The sequence below is a fragment of the Streptomyces sp. DT224 genome (assembly GCF_049844595.1).
GTDB lineage: Bacteria > Actinomycetota > Actinomycetes > Streptomycetales > Streptomycetaceae > Streptomyces.
In genome coordinates, this window is record NZ_JBNCLI010000007.1 from 109310 (window position 1) to 126713 (window position 17404).

Sequence of the window (17404 nt, forward strand, 5' to 3'; positions counted from 1 at the left end):
CTCGGACCGCCCCGCCCGGCGCCGGGGCGCCCGTGCCAGAATCCGGGGCGTGAATCTGCGTACCGCCACCCGCTCCGACCTGCCCGCCGTGCTCGCCCTGCTCGCCGACGAGAACGCGGTGACCGACCCCGCTTCGGTCGTGGTGGGCGAGGCGTACGAGAAGGCGTTCGCCGACATCACGGCCGACGCGCGCAACGAGATCCTGGTGCTGGAGGCGGACGGGGCGGTGGTGGGCTGCCTTCAGGCCACCTACATCCCGGGGCTCGGCAAGGGCGGCGCCGAGCGGGCGCTGATCGAGGCCGTGCGGATCAGGGCGGACCGCCGGGGCGGCGGCCTTGGACGGCGGCTGATGGAGCTCGCGGTGGAGCGGGCCCGGCTGCGCGGCTGCGCGCTGGTGCAGCTCACCAGCAACCGGAGCCGGACGGACGCGCACCGCTTCTACACCTCGCTGGGGTTCGCCGCGAGCCACGAGGGCTTCAAGCTCTTCCTCTGAGCGCCCGGATTGCCCAGCAGCCCCCACTTCCGGCGATGATTGAGTGTTGCTTCACCTTCACCCGCAGCAGATCTAAGTGGACCTTCACGGTCCGGCGGGCCGAGACTGCCGGTATGACGCCTTCCGCCGCCGCCCGCCCGCGCCCCTTCGGCCGCGCCCTCTGTGCCATGATCACGCCGTTCACCGCCGACGGCACCCTCGACCGGAAGGCCGCCGCAGCGCACGCCGCGGCTCTGGTCGCGGGCGGCTGCGACGGGCTGGTGCTCAGCGGTACGACCGGCGAGTCCCCGACCACCTCCGACGCGGAGAAGGCGGAGCTGCTGCGCGCGGTGCGCGAAGCGGTCGGCCCGGACGTGCCGCTGGTGGCGGGCGTCGGCACCGCGGACACCCGGCACACGATCGAGCTGGCGCACCAGGCCGAACGGGCGGGCGCGGACGGGCTCCTGGTGGTGACCCCGTACTACAGCAGGCCCCCGCAGGCGGCCGTGGAGGCGCACTTCCGGCGGATCGCGGACGCGGCGGGCCTGCCGGTGATGCTGTACGACATCCCCGCCCGCACCGGCACCCGCATCGAGCCGGAGACGCTGCTCAGGCTCGCGGAGCACCCGCGCATCGTGGCCGTGAAGGACTGCTCGCAGGACCTGCTGACGGCGACCCGGGTGATCGCCACCGGCGGGCTCGCGTACTACTCGGGCTGCGAGGAGCTGAACCTGCCGCTGTACGCGGTGGGCGGCGCCGGGTACGTGAGCACGGTCGCCAACGTGGTGCCGGGCCGGATGCGGGCGGTGCTGGACGCGTTCGACGCCGGGGACACGGAAGGGGCCGCCCGGCTGAACGCGCGGCTCGCCCCGCTGACCACGCTGATGATGGCGTCCGGGCTGCCCGGCACGGTGACCGCGAAGGCGCTGCTGGCCGCGGGCCCGGTGCGGGAACCGCTGCAGCCCGCCGGGCTCGAGGCGTCCGACGGGCTGCGTGCGGCGTACGAGGAACTCCTCGTGGCCGCTTAGTCGTTGCTGTGCAGGACGTCGTTGAGGCCGCCCCAGACCGCGTTGTTCGGGCGGGCCTCGACGGCTCCGGTGACCGAGTTGCGGCGGAAGAGGATGTTCGAGGCCCCGGAGAGCTCGCGGGCCTTGACCACCTGGCCGTCCGGCATGGTGACCCGGGTGCCGGCGGTGACGTAGAGACCCGCCTCCACGACGCACTCGTCGCCGAGCGCGATGCCGACCCCGGCCTCCGCGCCGACCAGGCAGCGCTCGCCGATCACGATGCGCTCCTTGCCGCCGCCGGAGAGCGTGCCCATGGTGGAGGCGCCGCCGCCGATGTCCGAGCCGTCACCGATGACGACACCGGCGGAGATGCGCCCCTCGACCATGGACGTGCCGAGCGTGCCGGCGTTGAAGTTGACGAAGCCCTCGTGCATCACGGTCGTGCCGGAGGCGAGGTGCGCGCCGAGGCGCACCCGGTCGGCATCGGCGATCCGCACGCCCTTCGGCGCCACGTAGTCCGTCATGCGGGGGAACTTGTCGACGGAGGTGACCTGGAGGTGCAGGCCCTCGGCGCGGGCGTTGAGCCGCACCTTCTCCAGGTCGTCCACGGCGACGGGGCCGAGCGAGGTCCAGGCGACGTTGGCGAGGTGGGCGAAGATGCCGTCCAGGTTCTGCCCGTGCGGCTGGACCAGGCGGTGCGAGAGCAGGTGCAGGCGCAGGTAGACGTCGTGGGCGTCGAGCGGCTTGTCGTCGAGCGAGGCGATGACCGTACGCACGGCGACGACCTCGACCCCGCGGCGGGCGTCCACGCCGATGGCCTTGGCGGCGCCCTCGCCCAGCAGGTTGACGGCCTGGTCGGGGCCGAGCCGCTCGGTTCCGGCGGGGCCGGGCTCGGCGGTGAGTTCGGGGGCGGGGAACCAGGTGTCGAGGACGGCACCGTCGCCGGCGATGGTGGCGAGGCCGGCGGCGACGGCGCCGGTGGTACGGGGGGAAGTCGTGTCGGTCATGACCAGAAACCTAACCGGACGGGAGCCGCGCGGGCGAACCGGTCTCAGCGTCCGGGCGACGCGCCGCCGGACCGGCTGCCCGCACCGCCGCGGCCGGCGCGGGCAGCCGCCGCGCCGCGAGCACCGCGCATCCCGCCAGGCAGGCGAGGACCGCGCAGGCGGGCCAGAGCAGCGCGGGCGCGGCGGCGTACAGGGCACCGCCCAGCGGCGGGGCCAGCACCTGGCCGCTGATCGAGGCACCCGCGTACAGGCTCTGGAAGCGGCCCTGCGCGTGGGCGGGCGCCTGATCGGCGACGTACGCCGTGGCGGGGGTCTTGTACAGGATCTCGCCGAAGGTGAGGGAGACCATCATCAGGACGGCGTACCCGGCCCCCGCGCCCGGGATCAGCAGCGCGTACCCGGCCGCGACCAGGAGCAGTCCGGCGCCGATGATGCCCAGCGGGGCGCGGGCGCGCAGGGCGTGGGCGGCGGGCAGTTCCAGGCAGAGGATGACCCCGCCGTTCACGGCGATGAGCCAGCCGTAGAACGCGGTGCCGTGTCCGTGGTCCGCGAGGAAGACCGGCAGGGTGGAGTACTGCTGGCGGTAGACGACGTCCACGCAGACGATCGCGGCGAGCAGGGCCGGGACGGCGGGCCTGGCCAGCAGTTCGCGCCACACCCCCGGGGCGCCGGGCGGCGGGGGCGCGGGGCGGGAGTGCGCGGTGCCCCGGGCGGGAAGGACGCGGGCCGCGTAGCAGGCGAAGAGCAGGGTGCCGACGCCGTCGGCGAGGAACAGCCAGTCGTAGGAGAAGCGGGCGGCGATCAGCGCCCCGGCGGGCGGTCCGAGGGTGAAGCCACCGTTGGAGGCGAAGCGGGTCAGGGCGAAGCTCTGGCGCCGGCCGCCCTCCGGGACGGAGACGGCCACCAGTGCGGAGTTCGCGGCGCGCACGACGCCGCTCGCGTACTGGGCGAGCGGCAGCGCGGCGTACAGCGCGGCGAGCGGCAGCGCGGGCAGGGCGACGAGCACCGCGCCGCTCACACAGGCGCCGAGCAGCAGCATCCGGCGGTGCCCGTAGCGGTCGCCGAACCAGCCGCCGGTGAAGTTCCCCGCGACCAGGCCGACGCCGCCGATGCCCGTGAGCAGCCCGGCCTGGGTGACGGAGAGCCCGCGCGGGCCCGTCAGATAGACGAAGAGGTAGACGAACGTGAAGCTCACCACCGCGTTGAAGAACACCCCGAAGGCCAGCAGTCGCACCGTGTGCGGCACACCTCTCAGCATCCCCATCCGAACGCCCCTCCCCAGCGGAAAACCGGCGGAACACCAGCAGCGAAGCCAATGAGTTCCTTTTGGGAACTGACTATGGCAGCATGGATTCCGCAGGTCAACGCGGCCCGATGGAGTTGAATGGCCTCCCCGGACCACCGAGGAGGCCCCCATGCCCCAGCGCGTCAGCCAGGCCGACGCCGACTGCGCCATCGCACAGGCGCTCGACGTGGTCGGTGACTGGTGGACCCTGCTGATCGTGCGGGACACCGCGCGCGGCGTGCACCGGTTCGACGCGCTCCAGCGCGAACTGGGTGTCTCGCGCAAGGTCCTGACGGAACGGCTGCGGCTCCTGGTCGACGCGGGGGTGCTCTCCCGCGAGCCGTACCAGGAGCGGCCGGTGCGCCACGAGTACCGGCTGACCCCGCGCGGCCGGGCCCTGCTGCCGGTACTGATCGCGCTCCAGGACTGGGGCGACGCCTGGGTGAGGGGAGACGGGGAGACGATGGCGACCACGGACGAGTCCTCGCGGGAGGCCGCGCGCGTGCACGCGCTGCGCGGGACGCGCGTGCCGGACCTGACCCTGCCGGGCGCGGACGGCGACCGCCGGGACCCGGTGGCGGACACGCCGTACACCGTCCTGTACTTCTTCCCCGGCGCCTACGCCCGCCAGGAGTCCTATCCCCCGGGCTGGTCCGGCATCCCCGGCGCCCGCGGCTGCACCCTCGAATCGTGCACCTACCGCGACCAGCTGGCCGACTTCACGGCGGCGGGCGCGAGCGTGCACGGCGTCTCCACACAACGCCCCGACGAGCAGGCGGCGTTCGCCGAGGCGGAGCACGTGCGCTTCCCGCTCCTCTCCGACGCCGGCCTGGAACTGACCGCCGCCCTGCGCCTGCCGACGTTCCGCGCCGGCGGAATCGTCCGCGCCAAACGGCTGACCCTGGTGGTGGACCGGGCCCGCACGGTCCGCGAAGTGCTGTACCCGGTCACCGACATCGAGGCGAGCGTGCGGGCCGCCCTGGCCGCGGTGAGGGACCCGGCCGGCCGCTGACCGCGCCGGATTCCCTCAGCCCGCGACCCGCCCCAGCATCTCCCGTGCGTACGCCTCGTCGTACGCACCACCCGTGAGCAGCACCTGGATGCAGATGCCGTCCATCAGGGCGACCAGGGCGCGTGCGGTGGCCGGGCCGGTGCGCGGGCGGAGCAGGGCGGTCACGCCGTCGGTCCACTCGGCGGCGACCGGGCGCAGCGCGGGCCTGCGCACGGCGGCGAGATACAGCTCGTACTCCAGCTCGGCCCGGCCGCGCCCGCCCGCGAAGAACTTTCCGAGCAGCCGGGCGAGTTCTGCGGCGAGGTCCGCCTCCGGGTCGGCGAGGGCGGGGCTCTCGCGCAGGACGGCGGCGAAGTTCTCGTTGGTCCTGCGCAGGGCGGCGATCAGCAGTTCGTCCAGCGAGGTGAAGTGGTACGTGGTCGAGCCCAGCGGCACATCGGCCTCGGCGGCGACGGAGCGGTGGCTCAACCCGGCGATCCCCCGCTCGCCGACCACCCGGATCGCCGCGTCGATGATCCGGTCGCGCCGCTCGGGGTCGTACCGCCGCGCCATCAGTGCGCCCCGCCCAGATTGAGCACCACCACACCGGCGATGACCAGCACCACGCCGAGCGCCTTGAGCGGACTGGCGGACTCCCCCAGGAAGAACATCCCGATGAGGGCCACGGCCGCGGTGCCGACGCCCGCCCAGATCGCGTAGGCGGTGCCGACGGACAGGGTCTTGAGGGTCTGGGCGAGCAGGGAGAAGGCCAGCAGATAACCGGCGACAGTGATCAGCGAGGGCCACAGCCGGGTGAATCCCTCGCTGTACTTCATGGCGGTCGTCCCCGCCACCTCCGCCGCGATGGCCGCGGCGAGCAGTCCGTATCCCATGTGTACGAGTGTACGCAACGGCGGGGCGCGCACGGCCGGAGTCACCGGGGAGCGGGGGCGCTACCGTGGTCCGTCCGGTACATGATCGAACAGACAAACGGAGCGGCAGTGACGCAGGACGCAGGGTGGGGCGGCTGGGGCGGTGGCTGGATGCCGCCGAAACCGGGGGTCATACCCCTGGGGCCGTTGAGGCTGGGGGACATATTCAACGGCGCGTTCGCGACGCTGGGCCGCTACGGCAAGCAGCTCTTCGCGGTGGGTGCGGCGCTGTACGGCGGGGCGCTGGTCGTGGTGGGCGCGGCGGTCGCCGTCGCGTACTCGGCGGTCTCGGACCATCTGGACCGGCTGTTCGAGCTGGACGAGGGCGAGAGCGCCGCCTCCGGGGACGTGGTGCCGGTGATCGTCGCGTTCGGCGTGGTCGTGCTGCTGGGGCTCCTCGCGATGGTGATCGCCTCGGCCGTGGTCTACGCGGCGGTGCCGGCGGTCCTCCAGGAAGCGGTGCTGGGCCGGCCGACGACGTTCTCCGCGATCTGGCGGCGGGCCTGGGCGCGGACGCCCGCGGTGATCGGCACGCTGCTGCTGACCGGGCTGATCACCATGGTGCCGATGGTGCTGGCGATCGCCGCGCTCACCGGGGGCATCATCGCCGCGGTCGCCACGGACGGCGGCGGGGCCGCGGTGGCACTGATCGTCGTGGGCGCGATCTGCTTCCTCGCCTTCATCCCGCTGGCCCTCTGGCTCTGGGTGCGGCTGTCGCTCGCCCCTTCGGCCGCCGTGTTCGAGAACCAGGGGCCCGTGGCGTCGATGCGCCGCTCGGCCCTGCTGGTGCGCGGCGACTGGTGGCGGATCTGCGGGATGACGCTGCTCGCGGGCATGATCGCCTCCGTGGCGGGCTACATCATCCAGCTGCCGTTCAGCCTCCTCGGCATGTTCACGGGCGCACTGGGCGGCGCCGCCTTCGACGAGAACACCCACCCGGCCGCGATGATCACCGCACTCGGCGGCTACCTGGTCGTCGGGGTACTCGGCCAGCTGGTGAGCCAGCTGATCGTCGCGGTGTTCCCGCCCCTGGTCACCGGGCTGCTGTACGTGGACCGGCGCATCCGCACCGAGAACCTGGCACCGGTCCTCGCCGAGGCCGCCGCGGCACCACCGCGATACACGGCGTAGCGGCCCCGGCGCCCCGGCCTCAGTCGGTGAGCGTCCTCTTCGGGCGCAGCACGCAGAACTCGTTGCCCTCCGGGTCGGCCAGCACCACCCACGTCACGTCCGACGGCTGGCCGACCTCGACGCGCCGGGCACCGAGCCCGATCAGCCGCTCGACCTCGGCGGCCTGGTCGTCCGGCGAGAGGTCGATGTGCAGCCGGTTCTTGACCGCCTTGTCCTCGGGCACGGGCAGGAAGCAGATGCCGGGCAGCGCGGCCTCGTCGGCCCCGATGACGATCTCGTCCGCGTCCTCGTAAAGCACCCGCCAGTCCAGGGCGGCGCACCAGAAACGCGCCTGGGCGGGGAGATCGTGGGCATCGACGGCGAGCTGATAGAAGCGAAGAGCCATGGACACAGTCTGCCCTGCGCCCCCACGAGGACCACGCCGAAACGGCCCCGGCGGATGCCGGGGCCGTTTCGGTCGTACGGGTCGTGCGCGTCGTACGCGCAGGCTCAGACGTTGAAGCCCAGCGCGCGCAGCTGCTCGCGGCCGTCGTCCGTGATCTTGTCCGGGCCCCACGGCGGCATCCAGACCCAGTTGATCCGGAGTTCGTTGACGATGCCGTCCGTCGCGGACTTCGCCTGGTCCTCGATGACGTCGGTCAGCGGACAGGCCGCGGACGTCAGGGTCATGTCGAGGGTGGCGATGTTGGCGTCGTCGATGTGGATGCCGTAGATCAGCCCCAGGTTGACGACGTCGATGCCCAGCTCGGGGTCGACCACGTCGTACAGCGCTTCGCGGACCTCCTCCTCGGAGGCCGGCTTGGTCGTCACGGTCTCGTTGTCGCTCATGCGGTCTTCCCTTCGGACAGCGCCTGCGCCGTCGCGTCCTTCCACGCCATCCAACTCAGCAGCGCGCATTTCACCCGGGCCGGGTACTTGGAGACGCCGGCGAACGCGACCGCGTCCTCCAGCACCTCCTCCATCGCGTCGTCGGGCTCCAGCTGCCCCTTCGACTGCATCAGTTCCAGGAACGCGGCCTGGATCTTCTGCGCCTCGCCCAGCTCCTTGCCGACCAGCAGCTCGTTCAGCACGGAGGCGCTGGCCTGGCTGATGGAGCAGCCCTGGCCCTCGTAACTCACGTCGGCGATGGTCTCGCCGTCGTACCGCACCCGCAGCGTGATCTCGTCACCACACGTCGGATTGACGTGGTGCACCTCGGCGTCGCCGTCCCGCAGACCGCGTCCGTGGGGGTGCTTGTAGTGGTCCAGGATCACTTCCTGGTACATGGAATCCAGCTTCACGAGTCAATCCCCAGCCGCGTCTAGGCGAAAAAATTCCGGACGTGTTCCAGGCCGTCCACCAGGGCGTCGACCTCGGCGGGCGTGGAGTACAGATAGAACGACGCTCGCGTCGTCGCAGGAATTCCGTACCGCAGGCAGACCGGGCGGGCGCAGTGGTGGCCGACCCGGACCGCGATGCCCAGTTCGTCCAGCACCTGTCCCACGTCGTGCGGATGGATGTCGCCGAGCGTGAAGGAGATCGTCGCGCCGCGGTCCTCCGCGGTGGCCGGGCCGATGATCCGGAGGTCCGGCACCTCCAGGAGGCGCTTCACCGCGTAGGCGGTGATGGCCTGCTCGTGGCGGTGGATGTTCTCCATGCCGATCGCCGAAAGGTAGTCCACGGCCGCGCCGAGGCCGACGGCCTGGGCGATCGGGGGCGTACCGGCCTCGAACTTGTGCGGCGCGGGCGCGTACGTCGACGAGTGCATCGACACGGTCTCGATCATCTCGCCGCCGCCCAGGAACGGCGGCAGGTCCTCCAGGAGTTCCTGCCGTCCCCAGAGCACGCCGATGCCGGTCGGACCGACCATCTTGTGACCGGTGAAGGCCACGAAGTCGGCCTGGAGCGCCTGCACGTCGAGCACCATGTGCGGGGCCGCCTGGGAGGCGTCGACGCAGACGAGCGCACCGACCTCCTGGGCGCGGCGGACGATCTGCTCGACCGGGTTGTGCGTGCCCATGATGTTCGAGACCAGCGTGAAGGAGACGATCTTCGTCTTCTCGGTGATGATCTCGTCGATGTTGGACAGGTCGAGCCGGCCGTCGTCGGTGATGCCGAACCACTTCAGCTTCGCGCCCGTGCGCTGCGAGAGCAGCTGCCAGGGGACGATGTTGGAGTGGTGCTCCATCTCCGTGGTGACGATCTCGGTCTCGTGGTCGACCCGGTAGGGCTCGTCGGCCCAGCCGAGCATGTTGGCCACGAGGTTCAGCGACTCCGAGGCGTTCTTCGTGAAGATGACCTCGTCGCGGCTGGGCGCGTTGATGAAGGCGGCGACCTTGTCACGGGCGCCCTCGTACAGCGCCGTGGCCTCCTCCGCGATCGTGTACACCCCGCGGTGCACGTTGGCGTTGTGCCGCTCGTAGTACTCGTTGAGGGCGTCGAGGACCTGGCGCGGCTTCTGCGAGGTCGCCGCGCTGTCCAGGTACACGATCTTCTTGCCATCGTGGACCGTGCGGTCCAGGAGGGGGAAGTCCTTGCGGATCGCCTCGGTGTCGAGGAGGCCCGGCAGATATGTCACGCGGCAGCGCCACCCTTCACGTATGCCTCGTAGCCCTCGTTCTCCAGCTTGTCTGCCAGCTCGGCGCCGCCGGACTCGGCGATCCGGCCGTTGGCGAACACGTGCACGAAATCGGGCTTGATGTACCGGAGGATCCGGGTGTAGTGCGTGATCAGCAGGGTGCCGACCTCACCGGTCTCACGGACCCGGTTGACGCCCTCGGAGACGATGCGCAGGGCGTCGACGTCCAGACCGGAGTCGGTCTCGTCGAGGATGGCGACCTTCGGCTTGAGGAGCTCCAGCTGGAGGATCTCGTGGCGCTTCTTCTCACCGCCGGAGAAGCCCTCGTTGACGTTGCGCTCGGCGAAGGCCGGGTCCATCTGGAGCTGGGCCATCGTCTCCTTGACCTCCTTCACCCAGGTACGCAGCTTGGGCGCCTCGCCGCGGACGGCGGTGGCGGAGGTGCGCAGGAAGTTGGAGACCGAGACACCGGGGATCTCGACCGGGTACTGCATGGCGAGGAACAGGCCGGCGCGGGCCCGCTCGTCCACGGACATCTCCAGGACGTCCTCGCCGTCCAGGGTCACCGTGCCGCTGGTGATCGTGTACTTGGGGTGGCCTGCGAGGGAGTACGCGAGGGTGGACTTGCCGGACCCGTTGGGGCCCATGATGGCGTGGGTCTCGCCCTGCTTCACGGTCAGGTCGACGCCCTTGAGGATCTCCTTCGTGGCGTTGTCGGCCTCGACGGAGACGTGCAGGTCGCGGATTTCAAGCGTTGCCATGGGTGACTCAGGACTCCTGGGTGACGGAGACGAGCACATCGTCCCCTTCGATCTTGACGGGGTATACGGGGACGGGGCGCGTCGCGGGAAGGCCGGACGGCTTGCCGGTGCGCAGGTCGAAGCTCGATCCGTGCAGCCAGCACTCGATCGAGCAGTCCTCGACCTCGCCCTCGGACAGCGAGACGTTCGCGTGCGAGCAGATGTCGTTGATCGCGAACACCTCGCCCTCGGTGCGGACGACGGAGACCGGCGTGCCGTCGAGCTCCACCCGCTTGGGGGTGTCGTCCTCCAGCTCGCTCAGCGCACAGGCTTTGACGAAGGCCATCAGACCGACGCCTCCAGCTCCGCCTCGATCTTGTCGAGCAGCCGGGCCTCGACGTCCGGCAGACCGATCTGCTGGACCAGCTCGGCGAAGAAGCCGCGCACGACGAGGCGGCGGGCCTCCTCGGCCGGGATACCGCGGGACTGGAGGTAGAACAGCTGCTCGTCGTCGAAGCGGCCGGTCGCGGAGGCGTGGCCGGCGCCGACGATCTCGCCGGTCTCGATCTCCAGGTTCGGCACCGAGTCGACCCGCGCGCCGTCCGTGAGGACCAGGTTGCGGTTCATCTCGTAGGTGTCGGTGCCCTCGGCGGCGGCCTGGATGAGCACGTCGCCGATCCACACCGCGTGTGCCTCGTCGCCCTGGAGCGCGCCCTTGTAGGCCACGTTCGACTTGCAGTGCGGGGTGTTGTGGTCGACCAGGAGGCGGTGCTCCTGGTGCTGGCCCCTGTCGGTGAAGTACAGGCCGAACAGCTCGGCCTCGCCGCCGGTGCCCGCGTACGCGACCCGGGGGTGCAGCCGGACCACGTCGCCGCCGAAGGTGACGACGACGGACTTGAACGAGGCGTCCCGGCCGACCAGCGCGTTGTGCTGGCCGACGTGGACCGCGCGCTCGTCCCAGTCCTGCACGGAGACGACGGTCAGCTTGGCGCCGTCGCCCAGGACGTAGTCGACGTTGGCGGCGAGCACCGCGTCACCGGTGTGGTCGATGACGACGACGGCCTCGGCGAAGGCACCCAGCTCCACGACCTGGTGGCCGTAGGCGACGCCGCCCTCGCCGTGCACGGCGATCCGGATCGGCTCGGTCAGCACGGCTTCCTTGGGAACCGTGACGACGTGGGCCTGCTCGAAGGACGAGTACGCCTGCGCGGCCACCCGGTCGACCGGCTTGCCGGCCTTGCCCAGCCGGGCGTCGTCGCGGCCGACGGTCTCGACCACGACGCCCTCGGGGGCCTCGATGGCGACCTTCACACCGCTGCCGGTGGCGGCGGCGGTGCCGTCGTGCAGACCGCGCAGCCGCTCCAGCGGGGTGAACCGCCACTCCTCCTCGCGGCCGTGCGGGACGGGGAAGTCCGCGACGTCGAAGGACGGGGGGGCGCTCATGCGCGTGGCGACGGTCGACTCCGCGGCCACCGCGATGGAACCGGCGGTGGTGGACCCCGCGGGGATGTTCTGAGCCTCAGCCATGGCTGTCGTAGTGCTCGCTTTCTCGGTCGGACAGGTGTCAGGGGGACTCGGCGGCCGGCCCCGACGGGCCGGCCTCGGCGGCACTAGCCGACCGAACCCTCCATCTGCAGCTCGATCAGCCGGTTGAGCTCCAGGGCGTACTCCATCGGGAGCTCCTTGGCGATCGGCTCGACGAAGCCGCGCACGATCATCGCCATCGCCTCGAACTCGGTCATGCCGCGGCTCATCAGGTAGAAGAGCTGGTCCTCGGAGACCTTGGAGACGGTCGCCTCGTGGCCCATCGACACGTCGTCCTCGCGGACGTCCACGTACGGGTAGGTGTCGGACCGGGAGATCGTGTCCACGAGCAGCGCGTCGCACAGGACGTTGGACTTCGCGCCCGGCGCGCCCTCGCCGATCTCGATCAGACCGCGGTACGAGGTGCGGCCGCCGCCTCGCGCCACCGACTTGGAGACGATGTTGGACGAGGTGTTCGGGGCCATGTGGACCATCTTGGCGCCGGCGTCCTGGTGCTGGCCCTCGCCCGCGAAGGCGATGGACAGGGTCTCGCCCTTGGCGTGCTCGCCCATCAGGTAGACGGCCGGGTACTTCATGGTGACCTTGGATCCGATGTTGCCGTCGACCCACTCCATGGTCGCGCCCTCGTAGGCCACGGCGCGCTTGGTGACCAGGTTGTAGACGTTGTTCGACCAGTTCTGGATCGTCGTGTAGCGGCAGCGGCCGCCCTTCTTCACGATGATCTCGACGACCGCGGAGTGCAGCGAGTCGGAGGAGTAGATCGGGGCCGTGCAGCCCTCGACGTAGTGGACGTAGGCGTCCTCGTCCACGATGATCAGCGTCCGCTCGAACTGGCCCATGTTCTCCGTGTTGATACGGAAGTACGCCTGGAGCGGGATGTCGACGTGGACGCCCTTGGGCACGTAGATGAAGGAACCGCCGGACCACACGGCCGTGTTCAGCGACGCGAACTTGTTGTCGCCGACCGGGATGACGGTGCCGAAGTACTCCTTGAAGAGCTCCTCGTGCTCCTTCAGCGCGGTGTCGGTGTCGACGAAGATGACGCCCTGCTCCTCCAGGTCCTCACGGATCTGGTGGTAGACGACCTCGGACTCGTACTGCGCGGCGACACCGGCGACGAGGCGCTGCTTCTCCGCCTCCGGGATGCCGAGCTTGTCGTACGTGTTCTTGATGTCCTCGGGCAGGTCGTCCCAGGAGGCCGCCTGCTTCTCCGTCGAGCGGACGAAGTACTTGATGTTGTCGAAGTCGATGCCCGACAGGTCCGAGCCCCAGTTCGGCATCGGCTTCTTGTCGAAGAGCCTCAGGCCCTTGAGCCGCAGCTTCAGCATCCACTCGGGCTCGTTCTTCTTCTCCGAGATGTCGCGGACGACGGCCTCGGAGAGGCCGCGCTTGGCCGCCGCGCCTGCCGCGTCGGAGTCGGCCCAGCCGAATTCGTACGTGCCCAGGCCATCGAGCTCAGGGTGGGCAGTCTCCGTGGGGAGCGTCATGCGGGGTTCCTCCCGGCCGTGCTTGCAGATGCTGAATCGGTGGTCTGTGGGGTGGGGTGTCCGCTGCGCGGAATGTACGTCGTGCACACCCCGTCGCCGTGGGCGATGGTGGCCAGACGCTGCACATGGGTCCCCAGGAGGCTGGAGAAGATCTCCGTCTCCGCCTCGCACAGCTGCGGGTACCGCTCGGCGACATGCGCGACCGGGCAGTGGTGCTGGCACAGCTGCTCACCCTGCTGCGGGCCCGGCGCGCTGCGCGCCGTAGCAGCGTACCCGTCGGCGGAGAGCGCCTTGGCCAGCGCCTCCGTACGTGCCTCGGGGTCCGCGGACTCGATCGCCGCACGGTATGCCGCCGACTGCTCGGCGGTCCTGGCCCGGGCGAACGCCATGACCGCTTCGTCGCCCGCGGTCTCGGCGATCCAGCGCAGGGCGTCCGCGGCGAGCGTGTCGTAGGACTGGTCGAAGGCGTCCCGGCCGCAGTCGGTGAGGGCGAAGACCTTGGCCGGACGGCCGCGGGTCCGGGCCCCGTAGACCCGCTTCTCGCGGGCCTCCACGACGCCGTCGCAGGTGAGCGCGTCGAGATGGCGGCGCACTGCGGCCTGGGTGAGCCCCAGGCGCTTCGCCAGCTCCGCGACGGTGGACGGGCCGTGGTCCAGGATGGACCGCGCGACACGGTTGCGCGTCGAGCGCTCACCGGTCGCGAGTTCCTCCTGGGGAGCCTCGCCCGCGTATTTCACAACGCCATTGTTGCGTAATTCCACCGGCCGTGACAACCACGGTCCGAAACGATCATCGGTGCTCTCCATCACTTAGGGTCACCTAATCGGGCCCCGGGGCCGGGGACCGGCCGACTGCTGCCTAGACTCATTCGCCATGAACAGCGAGCCCCGCCCGGCCGTCCGGATCAGCGGCCTGGTGAAGCGGTACGGCGACAGGACCGCGGTGGACGGCCTCGATCTGGAGATCCCGGCCGGCGCGGTCACCGCCGTGCTCGGCCCCAACGGCGCCGGCAAGACCACCACCATCGAGACGTGCGAGGGCTACCGCCGCCCCGACGGCGGGTCCGTCCGGGTCCTCGGCCTCGACCCCGTCGCCGACGCCGCGCGGCTGCGCCCCCGGATCGGCGTGATGCTCCAGTCGGGCGGGATCTACTCCGGCGCCCGCGCCGACGAGATGCTCCGCCACACGGCCAGGCTGCACGCCCACCCGCTCGACGTCGACGCCCTGATCGAACGGCTCGGCCTCGGCTCCTGCGGCCGGACCTCCTACCGCAGGCTCTCCGGCGGCCAGCAGCAGCGGCTCGCGCTGGCCATGGCGGTCGTCGGCCGGCCCGAGCTGGTCTTCCTGGACGAACCCACCGCGGGCCTCGACCCGCAGGCCCGCCGCTCCACCTGGGACCTGGTCCGGGAGCTGCGCGCCGACGGCGTGAGCGTGGTGCTCACCACCCACTTCATGGACGAGGCGGAGGAGCTGGCCGACGAGGTCGCCGTCATCGACGCCGGCCGGATCGTCGCCCACGGCTCCCCCGAGGCCCTGTGCCGGGGCGGCGCCGAGAACACCCTGCGCTTCACCGGCCGCCCCGGGCTCGACCTCGGCTCGCTGCTCAAGGCGCTGCCCGACGGCACGCAGGCCGACGAGCTGAGCTCCGGCGCGTACCGCATCACCGGTGACATCGACCCGCAGCTGCTGGCCACCGTGACCTCCTGGTGCGCGCAGCACGGCGTGATGCCCTCCGGCATCTCCGTCGAGCGCCACACCCTGGAGGACGTCTTCCTCGAACTGACCGGCAAGGAGCTGCGCGCATGAGCGCCGGTACGTACACCCCCCGGCCGGGCGCCGCCCCGCTGCCGCGCATGATCGCCGCGCAGACCGCGCTGGAGACCCGGATGCTGCTGCGCAACGGTGAGCAGCTGCTGCTGACCGTGGTCATCCCGACCCTGCTGCTGGTGCTCTTCAGCTCCGTGGACATCGTGGACACCGGCACGGGCGAGCCGGTCGACTTCCTCACGCCCGGCGTGCTGGCGCTGGCCGTCATGTCGACCGCCTTCACCGGCCAGGCCATCGCCACCGGCTTCGAGCGGCGCTACGGGGTGCTCAAGCGGCTCGGCGCCTCACCGCTGCCCCGCTGGGCGCTGATGACCGCGAAGACCCTGTCCGTGCTGGTCACCGAAGTCCTCCAGGTGATCCTGCTGACGGTGATCGCCTTCGCGCTCGGCTGGTCGCCGCACGGCAACCCGCTCGCGGTGCTGCTGCTCCTGGTGCTGGGGACCGCCGCCTTCTCGGGGCTCGGGCTGCTGATGGCCGGGACGCTGAAGGCGGAGGCGACGCTGGCTGCGGCCAACCTGGTCTTCCTGCTCCTCCTGGTGGGCGGCGGGGTGATCGTGCCGCTGGAGAAGTTCCCGGACGCGGTGCAGTCGGTGCTGGGCCTGCTGCCGATCGCGGCCCTCTCGGACGGGCTGCGGGACGTCCTCCAACACGGCGCCGGGATGCCGTGGGGCGACCTGGGCATCCTGGCGGTCTGGACGGTGCTGGGGCTCGGCGCGGCGGCCCGGTTCTTCCGCTGGGAGTGAGCCGGGACACCTTTGGGTCCTGCTTCGTCCCCCAAGGGAGCGTCGCACCGGTCAGGGCGGGGTCCCCTCGTGAAAGCTTGCACAAGCGGCGTCCTACCATGGTGCGCGTGCCCAAGCTGACCCGAGCCGAAGTCGCTCAAGCCCTGCGCAATCCGCTGCTGTACATCGCCGAACGCTGGACGCCCGAGCCCCGGACGGTGCGCCGCGCGGCCATGTCCGCGGTCGTGATGGCCGTCGTCATCGTCGTGACCGGCGGCGCCGTCCGGCTCACCGGCTCCGGCCTCGGCTGCCCGACCTGGCCCAAGTGCACCGACGAGAGCCTGACGGCGACGAGCGCGATGGGCTTTCACGGCGCCATCGAGTTCGGCAACCGCATGCTCACGTACGTGCTGTGCGCGGCCGTCGGCTGGGCGATCATCGCGGCGCGTTCCGCGAAGCCCTGGCGGCGCGGCGTCACCCGGCTCGGCTGGCTGCAGTTCTGGGTCGTGATGGGCAACGCGGTGCTCGGCGGCATCGTCGTGCTCGTCGGGCTGAACCCGTACACCGTGGCGGCGCACTTCCTGCTGTCCACCGCGCTGCTCACGGTCGCCCTGATGACCTGGCAGCGGACCCGTGAGGGCGACGGGGCGCCGCGGCCGCTGGTCGGCAAGGCGGTCGCGCAGCTGGCCTGGCTGCTGGCGGTCGCGGCGGGGCTCCTGGTCGCCGTGGGCACGGTGGTCACGGGCGCCGGGCGGCACGCGGGCGACTCCAGCGACGTGCACCGCATTCCGGTCGACTGGAAGATGGTCGCCCAGCTGCACGCGGACCTGGCCTGGGTCGTGGTGGCGCTGACCGTCGCGCTCTGGTTCGTCCTGAAGGCCGTGGACGCGCCGGTCGGGCCGCTGCACCGGACCCGGGAGCTGTTCCTGATCCTGCTGGGTCAGGGTGTGATCGGCTATGTGCAGTACTTCACCGACACCCCGGAGATCCTGGTCGGGCTGCACATGTTCGGCTCGTGCCTGGTGTGGATCGGGGTCGTACGCGTCCTGCTGTCGCTGCGGGAGCGGCCGGTGGCCGTCGCCGTGGTGCCGGAACCGGCGGTCGACCAGGCGGAGCCCGCCGTGGCCGGCTGAGGCGGGCGCACACGAACGGACCGGGGCTCCCGCTCCACGGCTGTACGCCGTCGGAGCGGGAGCCCCGGTCCGTTTCCGGCGTCAGGCCGCGTTGGACGGGCCGCCGACCTGGATGCCGGCCATCCGGCTCCACTCGTACGGGCCCGTGCGCACCTTCGCCGCGAACTCGCCGTCGAAGGCCTCGTGAAGCGTGATCCCCGACTTCCGCGCGGCGCTCTCGGCGATCTCGTACGAGGGGGCGACCAGATCGCCCCAGTCGCCGTCCTCGCCCACCAGGACGATGCGGGCGCCCATCTGTCCGAGGTAGGCGACCTGCCCCTCGGCACCGCCGTGCGCCTTCGCGAAGGCGCCGATCTGCTTGGCCAGCCGGGCCGCCCTGCGCTCCGCGCGCGCCGCCCGCCTGCCGTCCACCTGCTGGGTCTCAGCCTCTGCCGTCTCTGCCATGGACAGGATGCTACCGGCGGGTAGATCAACCGGCGACGGGCGGGGGGGGGGGGGGTGGGCCCCCGGCCCGCCCCCCCGCCGGCCCCCCGGGGGGACCCCCCGACGGGAGAACCCCCCCCGCGCC

The 17404-nt window shown here is 71.4% G+C and carries 21 protein-coding genes; 7 read left to right on the top strand and 14 right to left on the bottom strand.

Annotation, left to right across the window (positions count from 1 at the left end; all coding sequences use genetic code 11):
* The first annotated feature begins 49 nt into the window (after positions 1-49).
* Both ACLQ2N_RS18770 and dapA read left to right on the top strand, forming a co-directional pair.
* Complete coding sequence (locus tag ACLQ2N_RS18770) at positions 50-493, top strand: GNAT family N-acetyltransferase (RefSeq protein ID WP_425814420.1); 444 nt, start codon at positions 50-52, stop codon at positions 491-493.
* A gap of 113 nt (positions 494-606) precedes the next feature.
* On the top strand, positions 607-1500 hold the full coding sequence (gene dapA / locus ACLQ2N_RS18775; protein ID WP_425814422.1) for a 4-hydroxy-tetrahydrodipicolinate synthase: 894 nt from the start codon (positions 607-609) through the stop codon (positions 1498-1500).
* On the opposite strand, the gene dapD is transcribed toward dapA, so the two are convergent.
* Positions 1497-2486, bottom strand: coding sequence for a 2,3,4,5-tetrahydropyridine-2,6-dicarboxylate N-succinyltransferase (gene dapD / locus ACLQ2N_RS18780; RefSeq protein ID WP_425814424.1), 990 nt, complete (start codon positions 2484-2486; stop codon positions 1497-1499). The genes dapA and dapD overlap by 4 nt on opposite strands.
* Before the next feature lie 10 nt (positions 2487-2496).
* Positions 2497-3750 carry an MFS transporter gene (locus ACLQ2N_RS18785; protein ID WP_425814426.1) on the bottom strand — a complete coding sequence of 418 codons (1254 nt, stop codon included), beginning with the start codon at positions 3748-3750 and terminating at the stop codon, positions 2497-2499.
* Positions 3751-3901: 151 nt separating this feature from the next.
* Between ACLQ2N_RS18785 and ACLQ2N_RS18790 the strand changes: the two genes are divergently transcribed.
* Entirely contained in the window at positions 3902-4783 is an 882-nt protein-coding gene (locus tag ACLQ2N_RS18790) for a winged helix-turn-helix transcriptional regulator (RefSeq protein WP_425814428.1), read from the top strand.
* Positions 4784-4798: 15 nt separating this feature from the next.
* Here ACLQ2N_RS18790 and ACLQ2N_RS18795 read toward each other — a convergent pair whose 3' ends face one another.
* Together ACLQ2N_RS18795 and ACLQ2N_RS18800 are read right to left on the bottom strand one after the other, a co-directional pair.
* A complete protein-coding gene (locus tag ACLQ2N_RS18795) occupies positions 4799-5335 on the bottom strand; it encodes a TetR/AcrR family transcriptional regulator (RefSeq protein ID WP_425814430.1) in 537 nt (178 codons plus the stop codon).
* Positions 5335-5655, bottom strand: coding sequence for a DMT family transporter (locus ACLQ2N_RS18800; protein ID WP_143618885.1), 321 nt, complete (start codon positions 5653-5655; stop codon positions 5335-5337). The genes ACLQ2N_RS18795 and ACLQ2N_RS18800 overlap by 1 nt, the downstream gene beginning before the upstream one ends.
* A 150-nt stretch (positions 5656-5805) precedes the next feature.
* Between ACLQ2N_RS18800 and ACLQ2N_RS18805 the strand changes: the two genes are divergently transcribed.
* Positions 5806-6825, top strand: a complete 1020-nt coding sequence (locus ACLQ2N_RS18805; protein WP_425815007.1) for a hypothetical protein — start codon at positions 5806-5808, stop codon at positions 6823-6825.
* Between the two features lie 19 nt (positions 6826-6844).
* On the opposite strand, the gene ACLQ2N_RS18810 is transcribed toward ACLQ2N_RS18805, so the two are convergent.
* The 9 genes from ACLQ2N_RS18810 to ACLQ2N_RS18850 all read right to left on the bottom strand — a co-directional run bounded on the left by ACLQ2N_RS18810 (position 6845) and on the right by ACLQ2N_RS18850 (position 13891).
* Complete coding sequence (locus ACLQ2N_RS18810) at positions 6845-7210, bottom strand: VOC family protein (RefSeq protein ID WP_425814432.1); 366 nt, start codon at positions 7208-7210, stop codon at positions 6845-6847.
* A 104-nt stretch (positions 7211-7314) separates the two neighbouring features.
* The gene (locus ACLQ2N_RS18815) at positions 7315-7653 is read right to left on the bottom strand and encodes a metal-sulfur cluster assembly factor (RefSeq protein WP_018104628.1); all 339 of its coding nucleotides are present in this window, start codon (positions 7651-7653) and stop codon (positions 7315-7317) included.
* Entirely contained in the window at positions 7650-8105 is a 456-nt protein-coding gene (gene sufU, locus ACLQ2N_RS18820) for a Fe-S cluster assembly sulfur transfer protein SufU (protein WP_073968341.1), read from the bottom strand. Before sufU ends, ACLQ2N_RS18815 begins: the two co-directional genes overlap by 4 nt.
* A 20-nt stretch (positions 8106-8125) precedes the next feature.
* Complete coding sequence (locus ACLQ2N_RS18825) at positions 8126-9382, bottom strand: cysteine desulfurase (protein ID WP_425814435.1); 1257 nt, start codon at positions 9380-9382, stop codon at positions 8126-8128.
* On the bottom strand, positions 9379-10143 hold the full coding sequence (gene sufC / locus ACLQ2N_RS18830; protein ID WP_073968339.1) for a Fe-S cluster assembly ATPase SufC: 765 nt from the start codon (positions 10141-10143) through the stop codon (positions 9379-9381). The genes ACLQ2N_RS18825 and sufC overlap by 4 nt, the downstream gene beginning before the upstream one ends.
* A gap of 7 nt (positions 10144-10150) precedes the next feature.
* Positions 10151-10468, bottom strand: coding sequence for a bifunctional 3-phenylpropionate/cinnamic acid dioxygenase ferredoxin subunit (locus ACLQ2N_RS18835; protein ID WP_018555702.1), 318 nt, complete (start codon positions 10466-10468; stop codon positions 10151-10153).
* Complete coding sequence (sufD, locus tag ACLQ2N_RS18840) at positions 10468-11649, bottom strand: Fe-S cluster assembly protein SufD (protein WP_425814438.1); 1182 nt, start codon at positions 11647-11649, stop codon at positions 10468-10470. Before sufD ends, ACLQ2N_RS18835 begins: the two co-directional genes overlap by 1 nt.
* An 83-nt stretch (positions 11650-11732) precedes the next feature.
* A complete protein-coding gene (sufB, locus tag ACLQ2N_RS18845) occupies positions 11733-13154 on the bottom strand; it encodes a Fe-S cluster assembly protein SufB (RefSeq protein WP_425814440.1) in 1422 nt (473 codons plus the stop codon).
* Positions 13151-13891 (bottom strand): helix-turn-helix transcriptional regulator, encoded by a 741-nt coding sequence (locus tag ACLQ2N_RS18850; RefSeq protein WP_425814442.1) that lies wholly within the window; start codon positions 13889-13891, stop codon positions 13151-13153. Before ACLQ2N_RS18850 ends, sufB begins: the two co-directional genes overlap by 4 nt.
* Positions 13892-14027: 136 nt before the next feature.
* Between ACLQ2N_RS18850 and ACLQ2N_RS18855 the strand changes: the two genes are divergently transcribed.
* From ACLQ2N_RS18855 to ACLQ2N_RS18865, 3 genes are all read left to right on the top strand, one after another.
* Positions 14028-14960, top strand: coding sequence for an ABC transporter ATP-binding protein (locus tag ACLQ2N_RS18855; protein WP_425814444.1), 933 nt, complete (start codon positions 14028-14030; stop codon positions 14958-14960).
* Positions 14957-15724: an ABC transporter permease gene (locus ACLQ2N_RS18860; RefSeq protein WP_164628617.1), complete on the top strand. Its 768-nt coding sequence runs from the start codon at positions 14957-14959 to the stop codon at positions 15722-15724. The genes ACLQ2N_RS18855 and ACLQ2N_RS18860 overlap by 4 nt, the downstream gene beginning before the upstream one ends.
* Positions 15725-15822: 98 nt before the next feature.
* Positions 15823-16836, top strand: coding sequence for a COX15/CtaA family protein (locus ACLQ2N_RS18865; RefSeq protein ID WP_425814446.1), 1014 nt, complete (start codon positions 15823-15825; stop codon positions 16834-16836).
* A gap of 81 nt (positions 16837-16917) precedes the next feature.
* Here the strand turns inward: ACLQ2N_RS18865 and ACLQ2N_RS18870 are convergent, their stop codons facing one another.
* On the bottom strand, positions 16918-17280 hold the full coding sequence (locus ACLQ2N_RS18870) for a hypothetical protein (protein ID WP_425814448.1): 363 nt from the start codon (positions 17278-17280) through the stop codon (positions 16918-16920).
* Between the last annotated feature and the right edge of the window lie 124 nt (positions 17281-17404).